At 45.3% G+C, this 17310-nt stretch carries 13 protein-coding genes; 8 read left to right on the top strand and 5 right to left on the bottom strand.

The genetic code is table 11. The features are described from left to right. Positions 1-17: 17 nt before the first annotated feature. Entirely contained in the window at positions 18-1889 is a 1872-nt protein-coding gene (locus QZ135_RS12305) for an alpha-L-fucosidase (protein ID WP_294609404.1), read from the top strand. A gap of 49 nt (positions 1890-1938) precedes the next feature. Next, complete coding sequence (locus tag QZ135_RS12310; protein ID WP_294609445.1) at positions 1939-4359, top strand: sulfatase-like hydrolase/transferase; 2421 nt, start codon at positions 1939-1941, stop codon at positions 4357-4359. 129 nt (positions 4360-4488) lie between these two features. On the opposite strand, the gene QZ135_RS12315 is transcribed toward QZ135_RS12310, so the two are convergent. After that, the gene (locus tag QZ135_RS12315; RefSeq protein ID WP_009129616.1) at positions 4489-4998 is read right to left on the bottom strand and encodes an RNA polymerase sigma factor; all 510 of its coding nucleotides are present in this window, start codon (positions 4996-4998) and stop codon (positions 4489-4491) included. 284 nt (positions 4999-5282) lie between these two features. Continuing rightward, a complete protein-coding gene (locus tag QZ135_RS12320; RefSeq protein ID WP_117723431.1) occupies positions 5283-5786 on the bottom strand; it encodes an RNA polymerase sigma factor in 504 nt (167 codons plus the stop codon). Positions 5787-6018: 232 nt separating this feature from the next. Between QZ135_RS12320 and QZ135_RS12325 the strand changes: the two genes are divergently transcribed. Together QZ135_RS12325 and QZ135_RS12330 are read left to right on the top strand one after the other, a co-directional pair. Further along, on the top strand, positions 6019-6837 hold the full coding sequence (locus tag QZ135_RS12325; protein ID WP_294609411.1) for a 1-acyl-sn-glycerol-3-phosphate acyltransferase: 819 nt from the start codon (positions 6019-6021) through the stop codon (positions 6835-6837). 55 nt (positions 6838-6892) lie between these two features. Further along, on the top strand, positions 6893-7879 hold the full coding sequence (locus tag QZ135_RS12330; protein WP_294609414.1) for a GNAT family N-acetyltransferase: 987 nt from the start codon (positions 6893-6895) through the stop codon (positions 7877-7879). A gap of 78 nt (positions 7880-7957) precedes the next feature. On the opposite strand, the gene QZ135_RS12335 is transcribed toward QZ135_RS12330, so the two are convergent. Together QZ135_RS12335 and QZ135_RS12340 are read right to left on the bottom strand one after the other, a co-directional pair. Then, the gene (locus QZ135_RS12335) at positions 7958-10417 is read right to left on the bottom strand and encodes a glycoside hydrolase N-terminal domain-containing protein (protein ID WP_294609417.1); all 2460 of its coding nucleotides are present in this window, start codon (positions 10415-10417) and stop codon (positions 7958-7960) included. A gap of 154 nt (positions 10418-10571) precedes the next feature. Continuing rightward, positions 10572-11900, bottom strand: coding sequence for a deoxyguanosinetriphosphate triphosphohydrolase (locus tag QZ135_RS12340; RefSeq protein ID WP_294609420.1), 1329 nt, complete (start codon positions 11898-11900; stop codon positions 10572-10574). A 90-nt stretch (positions 11901-11990) separates the two neighbouring features. On the opposite strand from QZ135_RS12340, the gene dut reads away from it, so the two are divergent. From dut to QZ135_RS12360, 4 genes are read left to right on the top strand one after another with little or no spacing between them, the layout of a single operon-like run. Then, positions 11991-12425 (top strand): dUTP diphosphatase, encoded by a 435-nt coding sequence (gene dut / locus QZ135_RS12345; RefSeq protein ID WP_294609423.1) that lies wholly within the window; start codon positions 11991-11993, stop codon positions 12423-12425. 33 nt (positions 12426-12458) lie between these two features. Next, positions 12459-14216, top strand: a complete 1758-nt coding sequence (locus tag QZ135_RS12350) for a tetratricopeptide repeat protein (protein ID WP_294609426.1) — start codon at positions 12459-12461, stop codon at positions 14214-14216. Beyond that, entirely contained in the window at positions 14213-14803 is a 591-nt protein-coding gene (locus QZ135_RS12355) for a DUF4292 domain-containing protein (protein ID WP_294609429.1), read from the top strand. Before QZ135_RS12350 ends, QZ135_RS12355 begins: the two co-directional genes overlap by 4 nt. After that, positions 14800-16113: a peptidoglycan DD-metalloendopeptidase family protein gene (locus QZ135_RS12360; RefSeq protein WP_294609431.1), complete on the top strand. Its 1314-nt coding sequence runs from the start codon at positions 14800-14802 to the stop codon at positions 16111-16113. Before QZ135_RS12355 ends, QZ135_RS12360 begins: the two co-directional genes overlap by 4 nt. Positions 16114-16135: 22 nt before the next feature. Here QZ135_RS12360 and QZ135_RS12365 read toward each other — a convergent pair whose 3' ends face one another. Beyond that, positions 16136-17149, bottom strand: coding sequence for a TraB/GumN family protein (locus QZ135_RS12365; RefSeq protein ID WP_294609434.1), 1014 nt, complete (start codon positions 17147-17149; stop codon positions 16136-16138). Positions 17150-17310 lie beyond the last annotated feature (161 nt).

The raw sequence follows: 17310 nt of genomic DNA on the forward strand, positions 1-17310 counted from the left end.
AAATAATAATAACGACTATGAAACAGTTTGCACTACCCTTTTTATTCGCCCTTGCATCCCTTACCGGATTGCACGCGCAGGAGACTTATTATGAAAAGCACGTTGCTTTTCCCGCTAATGCTACTGCCGAAGAGAAAATTGACATGGCCTCTCGTTTGGTTCCCACTCCCCAGCAACTGGAGTGGCAGCAAATGGAACTGACTGCTTTCCTGCACTTCGGTGTGAATACTTTCACCGGTCGTGAGTGGGGCGACGGAACAGAAGACCCGAATATCTTCAATCCTACTGAACTGGATTGCGAGCAATGGGTGCGTACCCTCAAAGAAGCCGGTTTCAAGATGGCCCTTATCACAGCAAAGCATCACGATGGTTTCTGCCTTTGGCCTACAAAGACTACCCGCCACTCCGTAGCTTCCTCTTCTTGGAAAAACGGAAAAGGCGATGTCGTTCGCGAACTACGTGATGCTTGCAAGAAATACGGGGTCAAATTCGGCGTCTACCTTTCCCCTTGGGATCGCAATGCTTCTTGTTACGGTGATTCTCCCGCCTATAACCAGTTCTTTATTGAACAACTCACCGAATTACTGACCAATTATGGTGAAGTTCACGAAGTCTGGTTTGATGGTGCTAACGGTGAAGGCCCTAATGGAAAGAAACAAATCTATGACTGGGATGCCATTCTGAAAACCATCCGCCGCTTGCAACCCAAAGCCGTCACTGCCATTATGGGGGATGATGTCCGCTGGGTAGGCAATGAAAAAGGTATCGGTCGTGAAACTGAGTGGAGCGCCACGGCACTGACTCCGGGTATCTATCCCCGTTCCGGTGAACAGAATAAGAAACTGGGCATTTATGGAAAGGCTAAGGATCTGGGCGGACGTGACATCGTGGCTCGTGCTACCGAACTTTTCTGGTATCCTTCGGAAGTGGATGTTTCTATCCGTCCGGGTTGGTTCTATCATGCCGACCAGGATAGTCAGGTGAAGTCTTTGAGTCATCTGGCGGATATCTATTTTCAATCCGTAGGTTATAATTCTGTTCTTTTGCTGAATATCCCACCTGACCTTCGTGGGCGGATTAATGAGAGTGATGTGCAACGATTGAAGGAGTTCTCCGGTTATTTGAAGAAGACTTTTGCCCGCAATTATGTGCTGAAAGGAGACGAAGCCTGGCATGGGACTTCCGGTACAGCACGCGAATATGATGTGCAGAAAGATGCACTGGTGAATGCTTTAATGATTCAGGAAGATATTTCCAAGGGGCAACGTATCGAAAGTTTCCTTGTCGAAGCCTATAAAGATGGTGCCTGGATTCATCTTGCCGAGGGTACTACAGTAGGGTATAAGCGTCTTGTCCGCTTCTCCGACACTCGTCCGGATCGTATCCGTGTTACGATTCGCTCTGCACGTGGCATAGCTAACGTTTCTGCCGTAGGTCTGTTCTATGCCGAACCTCTTGCTGATAAGAGTGAGGAAGTGCAGCTTAGTGACATCCCTGTAACTGAATGGAAGGTGGTCGGTGGCAATGCGGATTCCCGTCTGGCTATTGACGGAGACCGGAAAACTGTCTGGCGTGCCTCTGCTCTTACACCGTTGGTAGTCGATATGGGGCATGAAGTGAGTGTGAAAGGTTTCAGTTACGCTTCCTCTCTGGAAGAAGATTTAACGGGAACTATCTATAAATATGCTTTCTACATCAGCCTCGACGGTCAATCGTGGACTAAATGTGAGGCAAGCGGTGAGTTCAGCAACATCATGCACAATCCCGTACCTTACTTTGTACGGTTTGGAAAGACGTATCCCGCCCGTTACTTCAAGCTGGAACCTATATCGGAGATAAATAATAAAAACGCCGTAACCGTCGGTGAAGTAGGTATTCTGACAAGATAGCAAGTGCTGGATTATCATTTATAAAACTACTTTTGAATTATTGCTTATGATGAAATATCCCCTTGTTTCTATAGCTGCTGCGGCATTGCTTTCCGGCAATGTCGCAGCCCAACAAAAGCCTAATATCATTCTTTTTCTGGTTGATGATATGGGATGGCAGGACACCTCCCTGCCGTTCTGGAAAGACACTACCGAACTGAATCATGTTTATGAGACGTCCAACATGGAGCGTCTGGCAAAGAAAGGCGTCAGGTTTACACACGCTTATGCATGCCCTATCAGTTCCCCTTCGCGTGTCAGCCTGTTCACCGGCACAAATGCCGCGCAGCACAGGGTTACGAACTGGACTTTGAAGAAAGACACACCGACCGACCGGAAGAATGAAACGCTGGATTTCGAGGCTTGGAACTATAATGGCCTGTGCCCTGAACCCGGTCTGGAACATTCTTTCTATGCAAAATGCCTGCCGCAACTGCTTCGTGAAAACGGATATACGACGATGATGGTAGGCAAAGCACATTTTGGTTCAATAGATATGCCTGCTGCCAATCCTCTGACAATCGGCTTCGATTATAACATTGCCGGTCACGCTGCCGGTGCTATGGGCAGCTATCTGGGAGAAGAAGGATACGGTGCAACCGGCCAACCGGAATGGGCGGCGATATGGGCTGTACCGGACCTGGAGAAGTATCATGGAACGGATACTTTCCTTACGGAAGCCCTGACATTGGAAGCAAAAGGGCTTATGGACAAAGCCATTGAACAATCCAACCCTTTTTTCCTGTACATGAGCCATTATGCCGTACATGCCCCTTTCAAGACGGACAAACGTTTCTACCAGAAGTATATTGATAAAGGCCTCACTCATAAGGAAGCGCAGTACGCCGCTTTGCTGGAGGGAATGGATAAGAGTCTGGGAGATTTGATGGATTATGTAGACCGGAAAGGCATTGCAGATAATACAGTAATCATTTTTATGTCCGATAATGGCGGTTATACCATAGGGCGTGCAGACAAGAACGCTCCGTTGAGCGAAGGAAAAGGTTCTCTGAAAGAAGGAGGTATCCGCGAACCGATGATTGTCTATTATCCGAATATAGCGAAACCATCGACTGTCAATGACACCCCGGTTATCATCGAAGATTTCTTTCCCACCCTGCTGGAGCTTGCCGGAGTGCGCGATTATCAAACGCCGCAGCATATTGACGGGCAGAGTTTCATGGCACAAATAAAAGGACAGCCCGGTGATAAGGAGCGCGCCTTGTTTTTTCATTATCCGAATAACTGGGGCGAGAGAGTAGAGACCATCGGTGCCCCGCAAAGTGCCATACTGAAAGGAGACTGGAAACTGATTCATTATTATGAGTCCGGGAAGAACTGTCTCTATAACTTGGCGGATGACATTTCTGAAAAGCAGGATTTATCTGCCCGTTATCCAGATAAAACGAAAGAACTGGCAAAGGCATTGAGCGATTATTTAAGAGAGCAGCATGCCACCATGCCTGTCCTGAAAAGAACCGGCAAGTTTGTTTCTTATCCCGACGGCGGACAAGTGGAGCGGAAATTGCCCAAAGATGATGAAACGCTGGTTTATGATAATCCGGGGGATGCGTTGCTTTTGAAGGAAGGGGACATGCACCCCAAAATCAAGAACTGGCATTTCTATACAGCCCATGAGTTTAATAATAAACATACCAAAAAAGGCTTGCCGCTTGGTTTCATAGAACATCGAGGCATGCACATGTCCCGTACGGCAAAGGTTGATAACCGGAAATGCTCAAAGGTAGATGAGGGAGTTTTGCGCATCTGGAGTGTGGAAGAGAAAGACTCGATAGACAACCGTTTCGGTAAGAAAGTGAAGTACTCTCACGGTTGTTACCGTACTTCTTTACCGGGAAGTAAGGAGTTCTGGTGCAATTTTACCGAGAATATGCGCATTGAAATCCGCTTCAAACGTACTCCCTATGTAGGCTTTAATGATGCCCTTTGGTTTATGGGCAACAATAACCGTCCCTGGCCGAAGAATGGTGAGATCGATCTTTTGGAGAACCCGAAGAAGACGCTGAACGACCGTGCCCATTTCACGCTGCATTCCGAGAATCATTATGCCGGTGTGATAGGCGGCTCGGGCAGTGTTACTTCCACAATCGATCTTGCCGATATGTCCCAGTGGAATATCTACTGGTTGGAATGGTATCCCGACCGTATCGTGGGTGGTGTCAACGGACAAGCTTACTTTGAACATCGCAAAGGTGCCGATGATAATACGGACTGGCCTTGGAGCGATCCGCTGGGCTTCTTCCTTATCTTCAGTACAGGCATCTCTACCAATCCTAATGCCTGGCCCGGCGCTATCATACCTTCTGAATGGAAGAAAGACGCGATGCCTGCCATGAATATAGATTGGATACGCGTTTACGTAAATGACGGGTATAAAGGCGCGAAAGCTCCGGCAGCAAAATACTATTGATTTACCAAAGTCCGCTTCATAAAAACAGATTTGGGCAGATTGGAACTTACTCCAGTCTGCCCATTTCCTTTCTGACACAATTAAAATCTAAGCTAAATCTACAAAAAACGTAGATTATTTCTTATTTGTTTAAACAAAATCCTTCAACTCTTGTTGTAGCTTCTGACGGGTGAAGAAGATGCGGCTTTTCACTGTACCCAGTGGCAATCCTAACTTCTCGGCGATTTCGCGGTATTTGAAACCGGAAACGTGCATGGAGAACGGAATTTTATATTCGCGAGGAAGTGCGTTCACTATGCGGTGCATCTCTTTCAGATCGTAAGCGCTTTCCGTGCATTCGAAGCCGGATTCCTGCGGCAGATTCAGATGATAGAGGTTATCCGTCTGGTCTACAAAAGTTTGGTCACGTATCACCTTGCGGTAATTATTAATAAAGATATTGCGCATGATGGTGTATGTCCATCCTTTGAAGTTAGTGTCGGGGGCATATTTATCTTCGTTATCTAATATCTTTAACGAGGTTTCCTGGAGCAGGTCATTGGCTTCTTCACGGTCGGAGGTCAGTTTGTATGCAAAGCGTAATAAATCGTCTTGTACTCCAAGCAAGTCTTTCTGGAATGTAATACTGTTATTGTTCATAATCAATCTCCTTTTCTAAATTATTCGTTCGTATTGTTTTGGCTTTGCAATTTTACGAAAGTTGTAGCACTTTGGCAGACGGATTTCAGGTAATCTTTAGGGGGAAAACTATCAATTGATAGTTTTCGGGTGGTGTTTTGATAGTTTTCGGGTGGTGGCTGAACCCTGTTTACTCATAAAAAGATGAGGCGGAAAACTTTCTTCAAGCTCCCCGCCCCATTTCAATTACTGGTCTTTTTTGAGTCTTACTTAAAAGACATTATTTTATATAGTTAAGGAATAGGTTATCTAAAATCTTTCAGTTCTTGCTGCAGTTTCTGGCGTGTGAAGAAGATGCGGCTCTTTACTGTTCCCAGTGGTAATCCCAGCTTCTCTGCAATTTCGCGGTACTTGAAACCGGAAACGTGCATGGAGAATGGAATCTTATATTCACGCGGCAAGGCATTTACCACACGGTGCATCTCTTTCAGGTCGTAAGCGCTTTCTGTGCTTTCGAAGCCTGAGTCCTGCGGGAGGTTAAGGTGATAGAGATTATCCGTCTTGTCAATAAAGGTCTGATCGCGAACTACTTTACGGTAGTTGTTGATGAATATATTGCGCATGATAGTATACATCCATCCTTTGAAGTTAGTATCGGGTGCATATTTATCTTCGTTATCTAACGCCTTTAAAGAGGTTTCCTGAAGCAAGTCGTTTGCTTCTTCACGGTCGGAGGTCAGTTTGTATGCAAAGCGTAATAAGTCGTTTTGTACTCCGAGCAAATCTTTTTGAAATGTAATACTGTTCATATCGTTCTCTCCTTTTTATTATAGTTATTCATTCGTTTTACTTTTGATGTTGCAATTTTACGAAAGTTAGCTCACTCCGACGGACGTATTTCAGGCAATCTTTAGGGCAAAAACTATCAATTGATAGTTTTTGGGTGCCTTTTGTTTGTTTTTGGGTGCAGTTTTAGACAATTTTATTGCGTATAATTAAAAAGATGAGTTAATTTTGCGCAATCATTTCATCTTAAAAAGAATGGCTGACGACTCTTTATTTTTGATTGATATTGATAAAGTACTCCGGGAAAAGGCTCCGAAGTACTATAAGTATATCCCCAAATTTGTCGTTTCTTATCTGAAAAGAATCGTCCATCAGGAAGAACTGAATGTTTTCCTGTACGAGTCGAGAGATAAGATGGGCGTGGATTTTTTGAAAGCTTGTCTGGAATTTCTTGATGCCAAGATTGTGATAAAGGGAGAAGAAAATCTGCCAAGGGAAGGGCTATACACCTTTGTCTCCAATCATCCGTTGGGAGGCCAGGACGGTGTAGCTCTGGGCTATGTGCTGGGGTCTTTTTATGAAGGCAAAGTGAAGTACATGGTCAATGACCTGCTGATGAATCTGCAAGGACTGGCTCCGCTTTGCATACCTATTAATAAGACAGGTAAACAGGCAAAAGACTTTCCGAGAATGGTGGAAGCCGGTTTCGCGTCGAACGACCAGTTGATTATGTTTCCTGCCGGATTATGCTCCCGTCGCCAGAATGGAGTGATCCGCGACCTGGACTGGAAAAAGACTTTCATTGTAAAGAGCGTGCAGGCCCAGCGCGATGTAGTGCCTATCCATTTCGAAGGTCGGAATTCCAACTTTTTTTATAATTTGGCTAACGTCTGCAAATTCTTGGGTATCAAGTTTAACATAGCCATGCTCTATCTTGCGGATGAGATGTTGAAGAACCGCCATAAAACGTTTACTGTCACCATAGGGAAACCCATACCTTGGCAAACTTTCGATAAATCGAAGACTGCTGCCGAATGGGCGGCTTATGTGAAAGACATCGTTTATAAGTTGTAAGTGCGGTTAAGTGACAAGGTAATAAAGTGAATTAAAGAACTACTAACATAAAAATATGGAAGAGATTATTGAACCTATAAGCAAGGAACTTCTGAAGGCGGAACTGACTGAGGAAAAACGTCTGCGTATGACGAATAAGAGTCATAACCAGATTTATATCATTACAGCTCAGGATTCTCCGAATACCATGAAAGAAATCGGGCGCTTGCGTGAAGTTGCTTTCCGTGCGGCAGGCGGAGGTACAGGGAAACCACTGGATATCGATGAATATGATATTATGGAGAATCCTTATAAACAACTGATCGTCTGGAATCCGGAAGCGGAAGAAATATTAGGTGGTTACCGCTATATCCTTGGTACAGATGTTCAGTATGACGAACATGGTGCCCCTATACTGGCTACAGCCCACATGTTCAACTTCTCTGAAAAGTTCCTGAAAGAATACCTTCCTACCACTATTGAGTTAGGACGTTCGTTTGTTACGGTAGAGTATCAGTCTTCCCGTGCCGGGAGTAAAGGGCTGTTTGCATTAGATAATCTGTGGGATGGTTTAGGTGCGTTGACGGTAGTGATGCCCAATGTGAAGTACTATTTCGGCAAGGTGACTATGTATCCGAGCTATCATCGTCAGGGACGGGACATGATTCTTTATTTCCTGAAGAAGCACTTTGAGGATAAGGATTGCCTGATTACTCCGATGAAACCGCTGGAAATGGAAGCTAATGAGGAAGATTTGGCAGCTTTGTTCTGTAAGGATACCTTTAAGGAAGACTATAAGATACTGAATTGTGAGATACGCAAGTTAGGTTATAACATTCCTCCGTTGGTAAATGCTTATATGAGTCTGAGCCCTACAATGCGTATGTTCGGCACCGCCATTAACTATGGTTTTGGGGATGTAGAAGAAACCGGTATCCTGATTGCCGTAGACGAAATTCTGGCGGAAAAGCGTATCCGTCACATCCAGTCGTTTATAGAGAATGAACCGGAGGCCTGCAAACTGACCTCTGGTGCGAATAAAGTATTCTTTCCGAGCAGATAAACCGGAATTATTATAATAGGTAATGCCATTGAAAACCAGTGTTTTCAATGGCATTACTTATATAGAGCCCTATACCATTTATAAGCTTTGCGTTTGTTTTAGCTTGTCTCCGTCGATTCTTACTTTATAGGTTTTTCCTTTCACTGTTTTAAATGAGATTTCCTTGTCACCATATCTGAGATTGCAGGGCACTCCGGCTTTCGATAAGAGTACCGCTTCAACTAACTGATTGTTTTTCCAGGAGATGGAAACCTCAAAGTTGCCCTTTGCACATATTCCGTTGATTGAACCTTCTTTCCAGGCATCCGGCAGGGCGGGTAATAATTGGATAAAGCCCATGTGACTTTGTAATAACATCTCTGTGATGCCTGCTGTACCTCCGAAGTTGCCGTCAATCTGGAAAGGTGCATGTGTATCCCACAGATTGTCCAATGTACCATTTTTTAATAGATTGCCGAATAATTTATAAGCATGATTTCCATCCTGAAGTCTTGCCCATTGGTTTAGTTTCCATCCCATGCTCCAGCCAGTAGCGCCGTCTCCGCGGTGTACCAAAACAACTTTAGCCGCTTCAGCTAATACAGGAGTGGTTATGGGAGACAGAGTGTGTCCCGGGTGTAGTCCGAACAAATGGTTTACGTGACGATGATTGTCGTTCGGATCATCTATGTCTTTGGACCATTCCATTAGCTGTCCGTAGCGACCTATCTGATATGGGGCAAGTTTATCCAGAACTTTTTGCCACTGTTTGCGCTCCTTATTGTCCACGCCCAGGGTTTTGCTTGCTTCGATAGCATCCAGAAGAATTTCCCTTACTACGGCATGGACGAATGTGGCGCCTTCATCAATCGGGCCATGTTCGGGGGAAGTGGAGGGAGCGGCTGTATAAGTGTCGTCCGGTTTGTGCCATAAGTAGTCTACGGTAAACTGTGCGCTACTCTTAATCAGGTCGTATCCGATTTCTTTCAGGAATTTCCGGTCCCGTGTGTAATCGTAATATTCCCAGATGTGCGTTGCCAACCAGGGACCGGCCATTGGATTGAAGTTCCATGCCATCACCTCACTGGATAATGGTGCGGTGAATCCGAAGATATTGGCAGAAATAGAAGCTGTCCATCCGCGTGCGCCGAAGTAAGCCTGTGCGGTCTTTTCACCCGGTTTCACTAAGCCACGGATAAAGTCAATCAACGGCCAGGTACATTCCCCCAGGTTTGTGGGACATGCAGGCCAGTAATTCATCTGTATGTTGATGTTGTTGTGGTAGTCTACCCGCCCCGGGCCATCTACATTATTGTGCCATACCCCTTGCAGGTTGGCCGGTAAGTTGCCCGGTCGTGAACTGGCTATCAGTAAATAGCGTCCGAACTGGTAGTATAATTCTTCCAGCCGATAGTCCGGTTGCTCTTTCCTGTAATTTGCCAGGCGCTGATAAGTGGGTAGGTTTGGACTCTCGTTGTTTGGATTCAGGGTTAGTTTCACCCGGTTGAATAATGTGGTGTAGTCTGCCTTATGATTGTTGCACAAAGCGTTGTATCCCTTTTGCGCAGCTTGCTCCATCATGTACTGCGTGGTTTGTACCGGATCGTTTCCTACATAAGTTTCAGGGTCTTTAAAGTCGGGGGCAAAGTTCATCTTATAGTCGGTATCTGCAGTGAGCAGAAATATAACCCTGTCGGCGCCTTTCACAATCAGACGGTCGTTTTGTGCTGTTATGGTTCCGCCTTCTGCAATCGCTTTAATCCGGAAAGCGAACTTCATTCCGTTATTGTTCAGTGTTCCGGTATATAGCAGCCCGTCAGTGCCGTCATTCTGCATACTGCTTTGAGCCTCCGGATTCGGGCTGTAACTTAATTCCAGATTTTGCTGTCCGGCTTTGGTGGCTGAGAACTCCATGACCATTACGCTGTCCGGATAGGAAACAAAGTATTTACGGCGATATTGCACACCTTCCTTATCAAATTGTACTACTGCCATTGCCGAATCCAGCGATAATATGCGGCGATAGTTTTTCATCCGCACCTCGCTCAATCCGGTTTCTATATATAGTTCGCCCATTGTGGTAAATGAACCGAAGCGGAACGGGTTCTCATCTTTTTCTTCGTATGCTGCCAGCCCGTTAAAGTTTTTGCGGGTCAATTCTGCCGCCTTTTCCCCGTTTCCATCACTAAAAGCTTGTCGGATATCTTTCAGGAGGTGGGCAGATTGCTTGTTTACATTCCAGTAATAGTCAGCCCCGCCGGATGTGTTTGGTCCGCCTCTCCAGAGTGTTTTTTCATTGAGTGTGATCCTTTCAGCGGCAACAGATCCCAGGATATTGGCGCCCAGACTGCCGTTTCCGATAGGTAGTGAACGGCTTTCCCAAGCTCTATCCTTATTGACTCCCTTATCGCCATAGCCATGTGACCATATGGTTTGTCCGTCAAGCCCGTTAGGGGTGTCAAACCAGATGGAAAGCCCTTGTGTATAATCTATTTCCGTGGCAAACACCATAGGCGAGAAAAGAAGTACACTTACAAAAAACAAATAGAATCTTTTCATAATATTCATGATTGCGTTATATTTAACAAAGTGAAAACTCCGGCAAATATAAAGTATTTTTCAACATATTGGTAATGATGTCTGTAACCCAAAGGATCTAAATGGCTATATTAGATATTTTTGGATACAAAAAAGACATTATTGGATGTCCATCCTATACTGCCGGAAGACTATTTCCGTTAATCTTCCTGTAAAGATCCAGTGCAAAGACATCCGTCATGCCGGAAATATAATCCAATACCGCCTGTATTCTTTCATAGAGTACGGGCGCTTTTATGTTATATTGATTGGATACTCGGTTGATGAGTAGCTGCGAGTAAGTCTTTTCCGGTGAACGGACGGCATCAATCATCAGATCGAGCAAAGTGCTGATGATGCGGAAACCGGCAAGTTCAATGTCCAACACATCCCGTGAACGGTAAATCTTCTCAAGGGAGATGACTGCGCAATGTCTATAAGCGTTGGCGGGTAGTTCGGAGATGTGCTTGATAAGGCTTCCTTCGAATTCTCCTTCCAATATCTGTCCTTCATTGTTCAGGAAGGCTTGGGTACATTCCTGAATCAACAGGCCGATGACACAGGAGCGCAGATAGGCAATCTGCTCATTGACATCACTTACAAAATCCAACGTCTTAAGCATGTGTGCTTTGCGTTCTTCAGAAAAATAGGAGAGAAGTAAATCCTGTGTCTCCCTGGTGGTGAGTATCTTTAGTTTATGGGCATCTTCAATATCCATCATCTGATAGCAGATGTCATCCGCCGCTTCTACTAAATAGACGAGCGGGTGGCGGGCATATTTCAAAGGATTATCATTCAGTCTCTTCATACCCAGTTCCTCCGCTATCCGGCGGAAACTTTCTTCTTCTGTCGTGAAGAAACCAAACTTTGACTTTTTACCTGCTAAACTCGATGAAAAGGGGTATTTTACGATGCTGGCAAGAGTGGAGTAAGTCAGAACGAAGCCTCCTTTGCGTCTTCCTTCAAACTGATGGGTGAGTAATCGGAATGCATTGGCATTTCCTTCAAAGTGCGTCAGGTCCTCCCATTGCACAGCGGGCAACTGGTCTTTCAGTGTCATGCCCTTACCTTCGGAGAAAAAGGTGGAGATGGCACGCTCACCGGAGTGTCCGAAAGGCGGATTACCCAAATCATGTGCCAGGCAGGCTGCCGATACGATGGAACCTATTTCCGGCAAATATGAGTTTTGTAATTCGGGTTGGCGGGCAAGTATGGCTTTAGCTACATCATTTCCTAAAGAGCGTCCTACGCAGGAAACTTCCAGACTATGTGTCAGGCGGTTGTGTACAAAAATACTACCCGGCAGGGGGAAAACTTGTGTTTTGTTCTGCAAACGGCGGAAAGGGGCTGAAAAAACAAGACGGTCATAGTCCCGTTGAAATTCGGAGCGGTTTTCGTGGCGTTCTTGGTGAAACTCTTCCAGTCCGAAACGTTTGGCAGATATGAGGGTATTCCAGTTCATCATGGTTGCTTTGTTATTATTTAACTGCAAATGTATCATTATTTTGCTTCAAATTCCGTATTTTCGCCCGTTAATATAGTAAACGACTTGAATATGAACGTACAAATCATTAATAAATCGAAACATCCGCTTCCGGCTTATGCCACTGAACTGTCTGCAGGAATGGACATCCGCGCTAATCTTTCAGAACCTATTTCGTTAGCTCCGATGCAGCGTTGCCTGGTACCTACGGGACTATTTATTGCCCTGCCTCCGGGTTTCGAGGCGCAAGTTCGTCCGCGTAGTGGTCTGGCTATCAAGAAAGGAGTCACAGTGCTGAACTCTCCGGGAACCATCGATGCCGATTACCGTGGTGAAGTTTGTATCATTCTTGTAAATCTTTCGTCGGAAACTTTCGTGATAGAAGATGGGGAGCGCATTGCACAGATGGTGATAGCACGCCACGAACAGGCTGCGTGGCAGGAAGTGGAGGTGTTGGATGAAACAGTGCGTGGCGCCGGCGGCTTCGGGCACACAGGGAAGAAATAATTAAAAATTAAAGGGCTGAGTTCTACTAATTGAATGAAAATGAATTTTAAGATATTATCGCTTTTCGTATTGTGCGCGGTGCTCATATCGTGTGGTACTTCTCGCCAGGGAGGGAAGAAACAGCGAAAAGGAGCCAAGGCGCAGGTTGTGCTTACGCCCGAAGAGCAGCGTAAATACGATTACTTCTTCCTGGAAGCTTCCCGCTTGAAGATGCAGAAGGACTATGGTGCAGCTTTCGACTTGCTGAAGCATTGTCTGACTATTAATCCGAACGCTTCGTCGGCTCTGTATGAAATCTCGCAATATTACATGTTCCTCAAACAGGTTCCTCAAGGACAGGCAGCTTTGGAAAAGGCTGTGGAGAATGACCCTGATAATTACTGGTATAGCCAAGGCTTGGCAACTCTTTATCAGCAACAGAATGAAATGCAGAAAGCTACCGATTTGCTGGAAAGTATGGCAACCCGTTTCTCGGATAAGATGGACCCACTGTACAGCTTACTGGAGATTTACAACAGTCTGGAAGATTATGCAAAGGTGATTTCTACCCTGAACCGTCTGGAAGAAAAGATGGGAAAGAACGAGCAGCTCAGCATGGAGAAATTCCGCATCTACTTGCAGATGAAAGACAATCAGAGCGCTTTCCGCGAGATAGAAAGTCTGGTGGAGGAGTATCCGTTGGATGTGCGTTATCAGGTGGTGCTGGGTGATGTCTATATGCAGAACGGCAAAAAGGAAGAGGCCTATAATCTATATAAGAAAGTACTTACTGCGGAGCCTGATAATGCCATGGCTATGTACTCGTTGGCCTCCTATTATGAACAGACCGGGCAGAAAGAACTCTATGAACAGCAACTGGACACCCTCTTGCTGAATAAGAAAGTTCCTTCGGACACGAAGTTGAACGTCATGCGCCAGTTTGTTGTTGAGAACGAAAGGGCGGGGCGTGACAGTACCCGTGTCATTACTTTGTTCGACCGTATTTTGGAACAAGACCAGGATGATGCGCAGATGCCAATGCTCTATGCACAATACCTCCTTTCTAAAAAGATGAATAAAGAAACGCTTCCGGTGCTGGAGCAGGTTTTGGATATCGACCCTACCAATACCGCTGCCCGCATGATGCTCCTTGGCGAAGCTGTCAGCAAAGAAGACTATAAAGAAGTTATCCGCTTGTGCGAAGCCGGTGTAGAGTCCAATCCCGAAATGCTGGAATTTTATTTCTACCTTGCCATAGCTTATAATCAGGCAGAACGGACAGATGATGCACTTGCCATTTGCAAGAAAGCACTGGAGAATATTACAGAAAACAGCAAGAAAGAAGTTGTTTCGGATTTCTATGCCATTATGGGCGATATTTATCATACGAAAAAGATGAATGCTGAAGCTTATGCTGCCTATGACTCCGCATTGGTTTACAACTCTGCAAACATCGGAGCTATGAACAATTATGCTTACTATCTCTCTTTAGAACGTCGCGACTTGGACAAAGCGGAGGAAATGAGTTATAAGACGGTGAAAGCTGAGCCGAACAATTCCACTTATCTGGATACCTATGCCTGGATATTGTTTGAGAAAGGCAATTATGCCGAGGCTCGCCTCTATATAGACGATGCCATGAAGAATAAGGGGAATGAGAGTGATACCATTGTAGAGCATTGCGGTGACATCTACTACATGACCGGCGATGTGGATGGTGCATTGAAATATTGGAAGCAAGCTCTGGAAATGGGTAGCGAGTCCAAGATGTTGAAGAAGAAGATTGAGAAAAAGAAATATATACCAGAATGAAAGCGTTATACTGTAATTACAAAACTGTGGGACGTATCCTGCCTCTCCTGCTTCTCCTGAGCTTGGTGGTAGGACTTTCCGGTTGTAAAACCTCCCGGAAGGCAACCTCATCACTGGGAGAATCCCGTTATTTATCGTCCAAAGTGCAGTTGACTATTCCCAATAAGGATGGCTCAATTACGGTGAACGGCACCATGAAGCTCGTCAGCGGTGAACGGATGCAGCTTTCTTTCCTTATGCCCATTATCCGTAGCGAAATAGCCCGTTTGGAAATTACCCCTGATGATGTACTCGTGATAGACCGTATGGGAAAGCGTTACGTACAGGCTTCACGCAAGGAACTGAAAGACATCCTGCCTAAGAAGGCCGACTTCGCCCATTTGGAGAAGATGCTTTTTGATGCTTCCAAGCCCGGAGGCAAAACCTCTTTGACGGGTAAAGAACTGGGTATCCCTTCATTGGAGAAAGGGAAAATCGTTCTTTCGGATTTCTCGAACAAAGAACTTTCCCTGACGCCCACCCAAGTGTCTTCCCGCTATGCAAAGGTAGAATGGACTGAACTTTTAGAGATGCTGGCGAAGTTATGAAACAGTTTCTTTGTATCTTCATAGGTTGTTTCTGTCTGGCTATGCCGCTTTGTGCCCAATCCAACAAGATGATTAAGGATTTGGAGAATAAGCGGGGTGCTTTGCAAAAGCAAATAGCCGAGTCGGAGACGCTTTTGAATACTACAAAGAAAGACGTAGGCAGTCAGTTGAACGGACTTGCCGCCCTCACCGGACAGATAGAAGAGCGGAAGCGCTACATCCTTGCCATCAATAATGACATGGAAACCATCGACCGTGAGCTTTCCAAACTGGAGCGCCAGTTAGTCCGCCTCGAAAACGACCTGAAAGATAAAAAAAGGAAGTATGAAGCTTCCGTTCAATACCTGTATAAGAATCGTTCAGTTCAGGACAAACTTCTGTTTATTCTTTCGGCCAAGACACTCAGCCAGACTTATCGCCGTCTGCGGTATGTGCGTGAGTATGCCGATTATCAACGTCTTCAGGGAGAAGATATTCTGAAAAAGCAGGAACAAGTCAATCAAAAGAAAACGGAACTCCAGCAGGTAAAGAAGGCAAAAGCCGGTTTGCTGAAAGAGCGTGAAGTTGAAAAGGAGAAGTTGGAAGCCCAGGAAAAGGAAAAGAAGACATTGGTTGCCAACTTGCAGAAGAAGCAGCGCGGTTTGCAGAATGAACTGAACAAAAAACGTAAGGAAGCCAACCAACTGAACGCCCGTATCGACCGCCTGATAGCCGAGGAAATAGAAAAAGCCCGCAAACGTGCAGCAGAAGAAGCCCGCAAAGAAGCTGCTGCCCGCAAGAAAGCTACTTCAAAAGAAACTAAGAATGTTCCGGCTACTGCATCCTCTGGAACTGCTACCAAAAAGGCGACTCCTCTTGAGGCATATACTATGGATAAGGCAGACCGGGAACTATCCGGTAGCTTTGTCAGCAATCGTGGTAAATTGCCGATGCCTATCACTGGTCCGTATATCATTACGAGCCGTTACGGACAGTACTCTGTCGAAGGACTCCGCAACGTGAAACTGGATAATAAGGGTATCGACATCCAAGGTAAGCCTGGTGCGCAGGCGCGTGCCATATTCGATGGAAAGGTGGCTGCCGTCTTCCAGTTGAATGGCCTTTTCAATATTCTTATCCGTCATGGCAACTACATTTCTGTTTACTGTAACCTGGCTTCTGCATCCGTCAAGACGGGTGACACGGTGACTACCCGGCAGTCCCTCGGCCAGATATTCTCGGATGGGGCGGACAATGGACGCACGGTGCTGCACTTCCAGTTGAGGAAGGAGAAGGAGAAACTGAATCCGGAGCTGTGGCTGAATCGCTGATTGGGAATTCCCTTTTGAAAGATTATTGCTTTACTTCAACAGGCTCCACTTTGTATCCTTCCTTTTGCAGGAGGGAGATTAGTCCGTTCTCTCCCGGCAGATGCCGCACGCCGACGGCAATGAAGGTGGGTTTATCTTTTATGAGCCTGGTGAGTTTGCTTATCCAGTTCATGTTCCGGGCTCTCAGTAATACTTGTCGTTGATGTGTGGCTATCTCCTGTAAGTAGGGAGAAGCGTTAAGGTAGAAAGCATCCATTTGAACTTCATATTCGATTAGGCGCTTCATGCTTTGTGAACGGTATACTTCTGCAAGGGCATCGGTTAAGGTTTGAAATTGTGTATATTCCTTGTCTTTCTCTTTTTCTTTCCGGCAGTATTCTACCAATGCGGTTGCATTTTCTTTTAAATCTCCGGGCAATATCATGTCCAATTGTTCTGAGATAGTTTCCAGCCCGTTGATCGTATATCCTTTTTCTTTGGCTTCCTTTTCTAATATGACATCCATTACCTGAGAGTGGATGCTGTCCATCTGTGATTCCGAATATCCTGCTTTCTTTAACTTCATTATTTGGTCTATTTGTCCTAAAAGCATAGACAGATGCCCCGGCTTTAGGTACATCCGATGTAGCGGTACATCCATTTTATGGCGCAACGTTGAGTCTACGAGCTGATAATCTTCTTCATTTAGCAAATCATGGTAAGTTGTGCCTGCGGGCAACTTGGCGTTGGAAAAGAAAGAGGTGGAATCGTTGCTATAGGCTACTTCTCCTATATACTGGCTGCAAGCGTCGAAGGCTTGACGGAATCCCGGAATGCTATCGACATATCCATAAAGAATGTGGGATGAGCCATGATATGTTCCGAACAGATAAATAGGGTGAGTGAGTTCGTTGCCTGATATTTTCCATAACCAGCCGCCTTCTGATTGTGTTTTTGCGGAAGAATCATAACTATGAAATATTTTCTCCTGTTGGGCTGATGCCACTGTGCAGTAAGAGAGGATGATATATAATAAAAGAAAAGTTGAGTTCTTCATAATAGTAGTAGTTTATGGGGTGAATTTTACAAAAGTAATGAAAATAGGTGATTATTCAGGAAAATCGCACGGAAAGTATTACGGAATAGTTTAGTTCATGTCAGTTCCTGTAGTGTACTGAATAAGTTGACACTTCTAAAATTAGAAATTCATATGGAAGC

The sequence above is a fragment of the uncultured Bacteroides sp. genome (assembly GCF_905207245.1).
Classification (GTDB): Bacteria; Bacteroidota; Bacteroidia; order Bacteroidales; family Bacteroidaceae; genus Bacteroides.

Coding starts and splice junctions, on each gene's coding strand:
- QZ135_RS12305 (WP_294609404.1), top strand. CDS start 18: ATGAAACAGTTTGCACTACCCTTTTTATTCGCCCTTGCATCCCTTACC.
- QZ135_RS12310 (WP_294609445.1), top strand. CDS start 1,939: ATGAAATATCCCCTTGTTTCTATAGCTGCTGCGGCATTGCTTTCCGGC.
- QZ135_RS12315 (WP_009129616.1), bottom strand. CDS start 4,998: ATGAACAATAACAGTATTACATTCCAGAAAGACTTGCTTGGAGTACAA.
- QZ135_RS12320 (WP_117723431.1), bottom strand. CDS start 5,786: ATGAACAGTATTACATTTCAAAAAGATTTGCTCGGAGTACAAAACGAC.
- QZ135_RS12325 (WP_294609411.1), top strand. CDS start 6,019: ATGGCTGACGACTCTTTATTTTTGATTGATATTGATAAAGTACTCCGG.
- QZ135_RS12330 (WP_294609414.1), top strand. CDS start 6,893: ATGGAAGAGATTATTGAACCTATAAGCAAGGAACTTCTGAAGGCGGAA.
- QZ135_RS12335 (WP_294609417.1), bottom strand. CDS start 10,417: ATGAAAAGATTCTATTTGTTTTTTGTAAGTGTACTTCTTTTCTCGCCT.
- QZ135_RS12340 (WP_294609420.1), bottom strand. CDS start 11,900: ATGATGAACTGGAATACCCTCATATCTGCCAAACGTTTCGGACTGGAA.
- dut (WP_294609423.1), top strand. CDS start 11,991: ATGAACGTACAAATCATTAATAAATCGAAACATCCGCTTCCGGCTTAT.
- QZ135_RS12350 (WP_294609426.1), top strand. CDS start 12,459: ATGAAAATGAATTTTAAGATATTATCGCTTTTCGTATTGTGCGCGGTG.
- QZ135_RS12355 (WP_294609429.1), top strand. CDS start 14,213: ATGAAAGCGTTATACTGTAATTACAAAACTGTGGGACGTATCCTGCCT.
- QZ135_RS12360 (WP_294609431.1), top strand. CDS start 14,800: ATGAAACAGTTTCTTTGTATCTTCATAGGTTGTTTCTGTCTGGCTATG.
- QZ135_RS12365 (WP_294609434.1), bottom strand. CDS start 17,149: ATGAAGAACTCAACTTTTCTTTTATTATATATCATCCTCTCTTACTGC.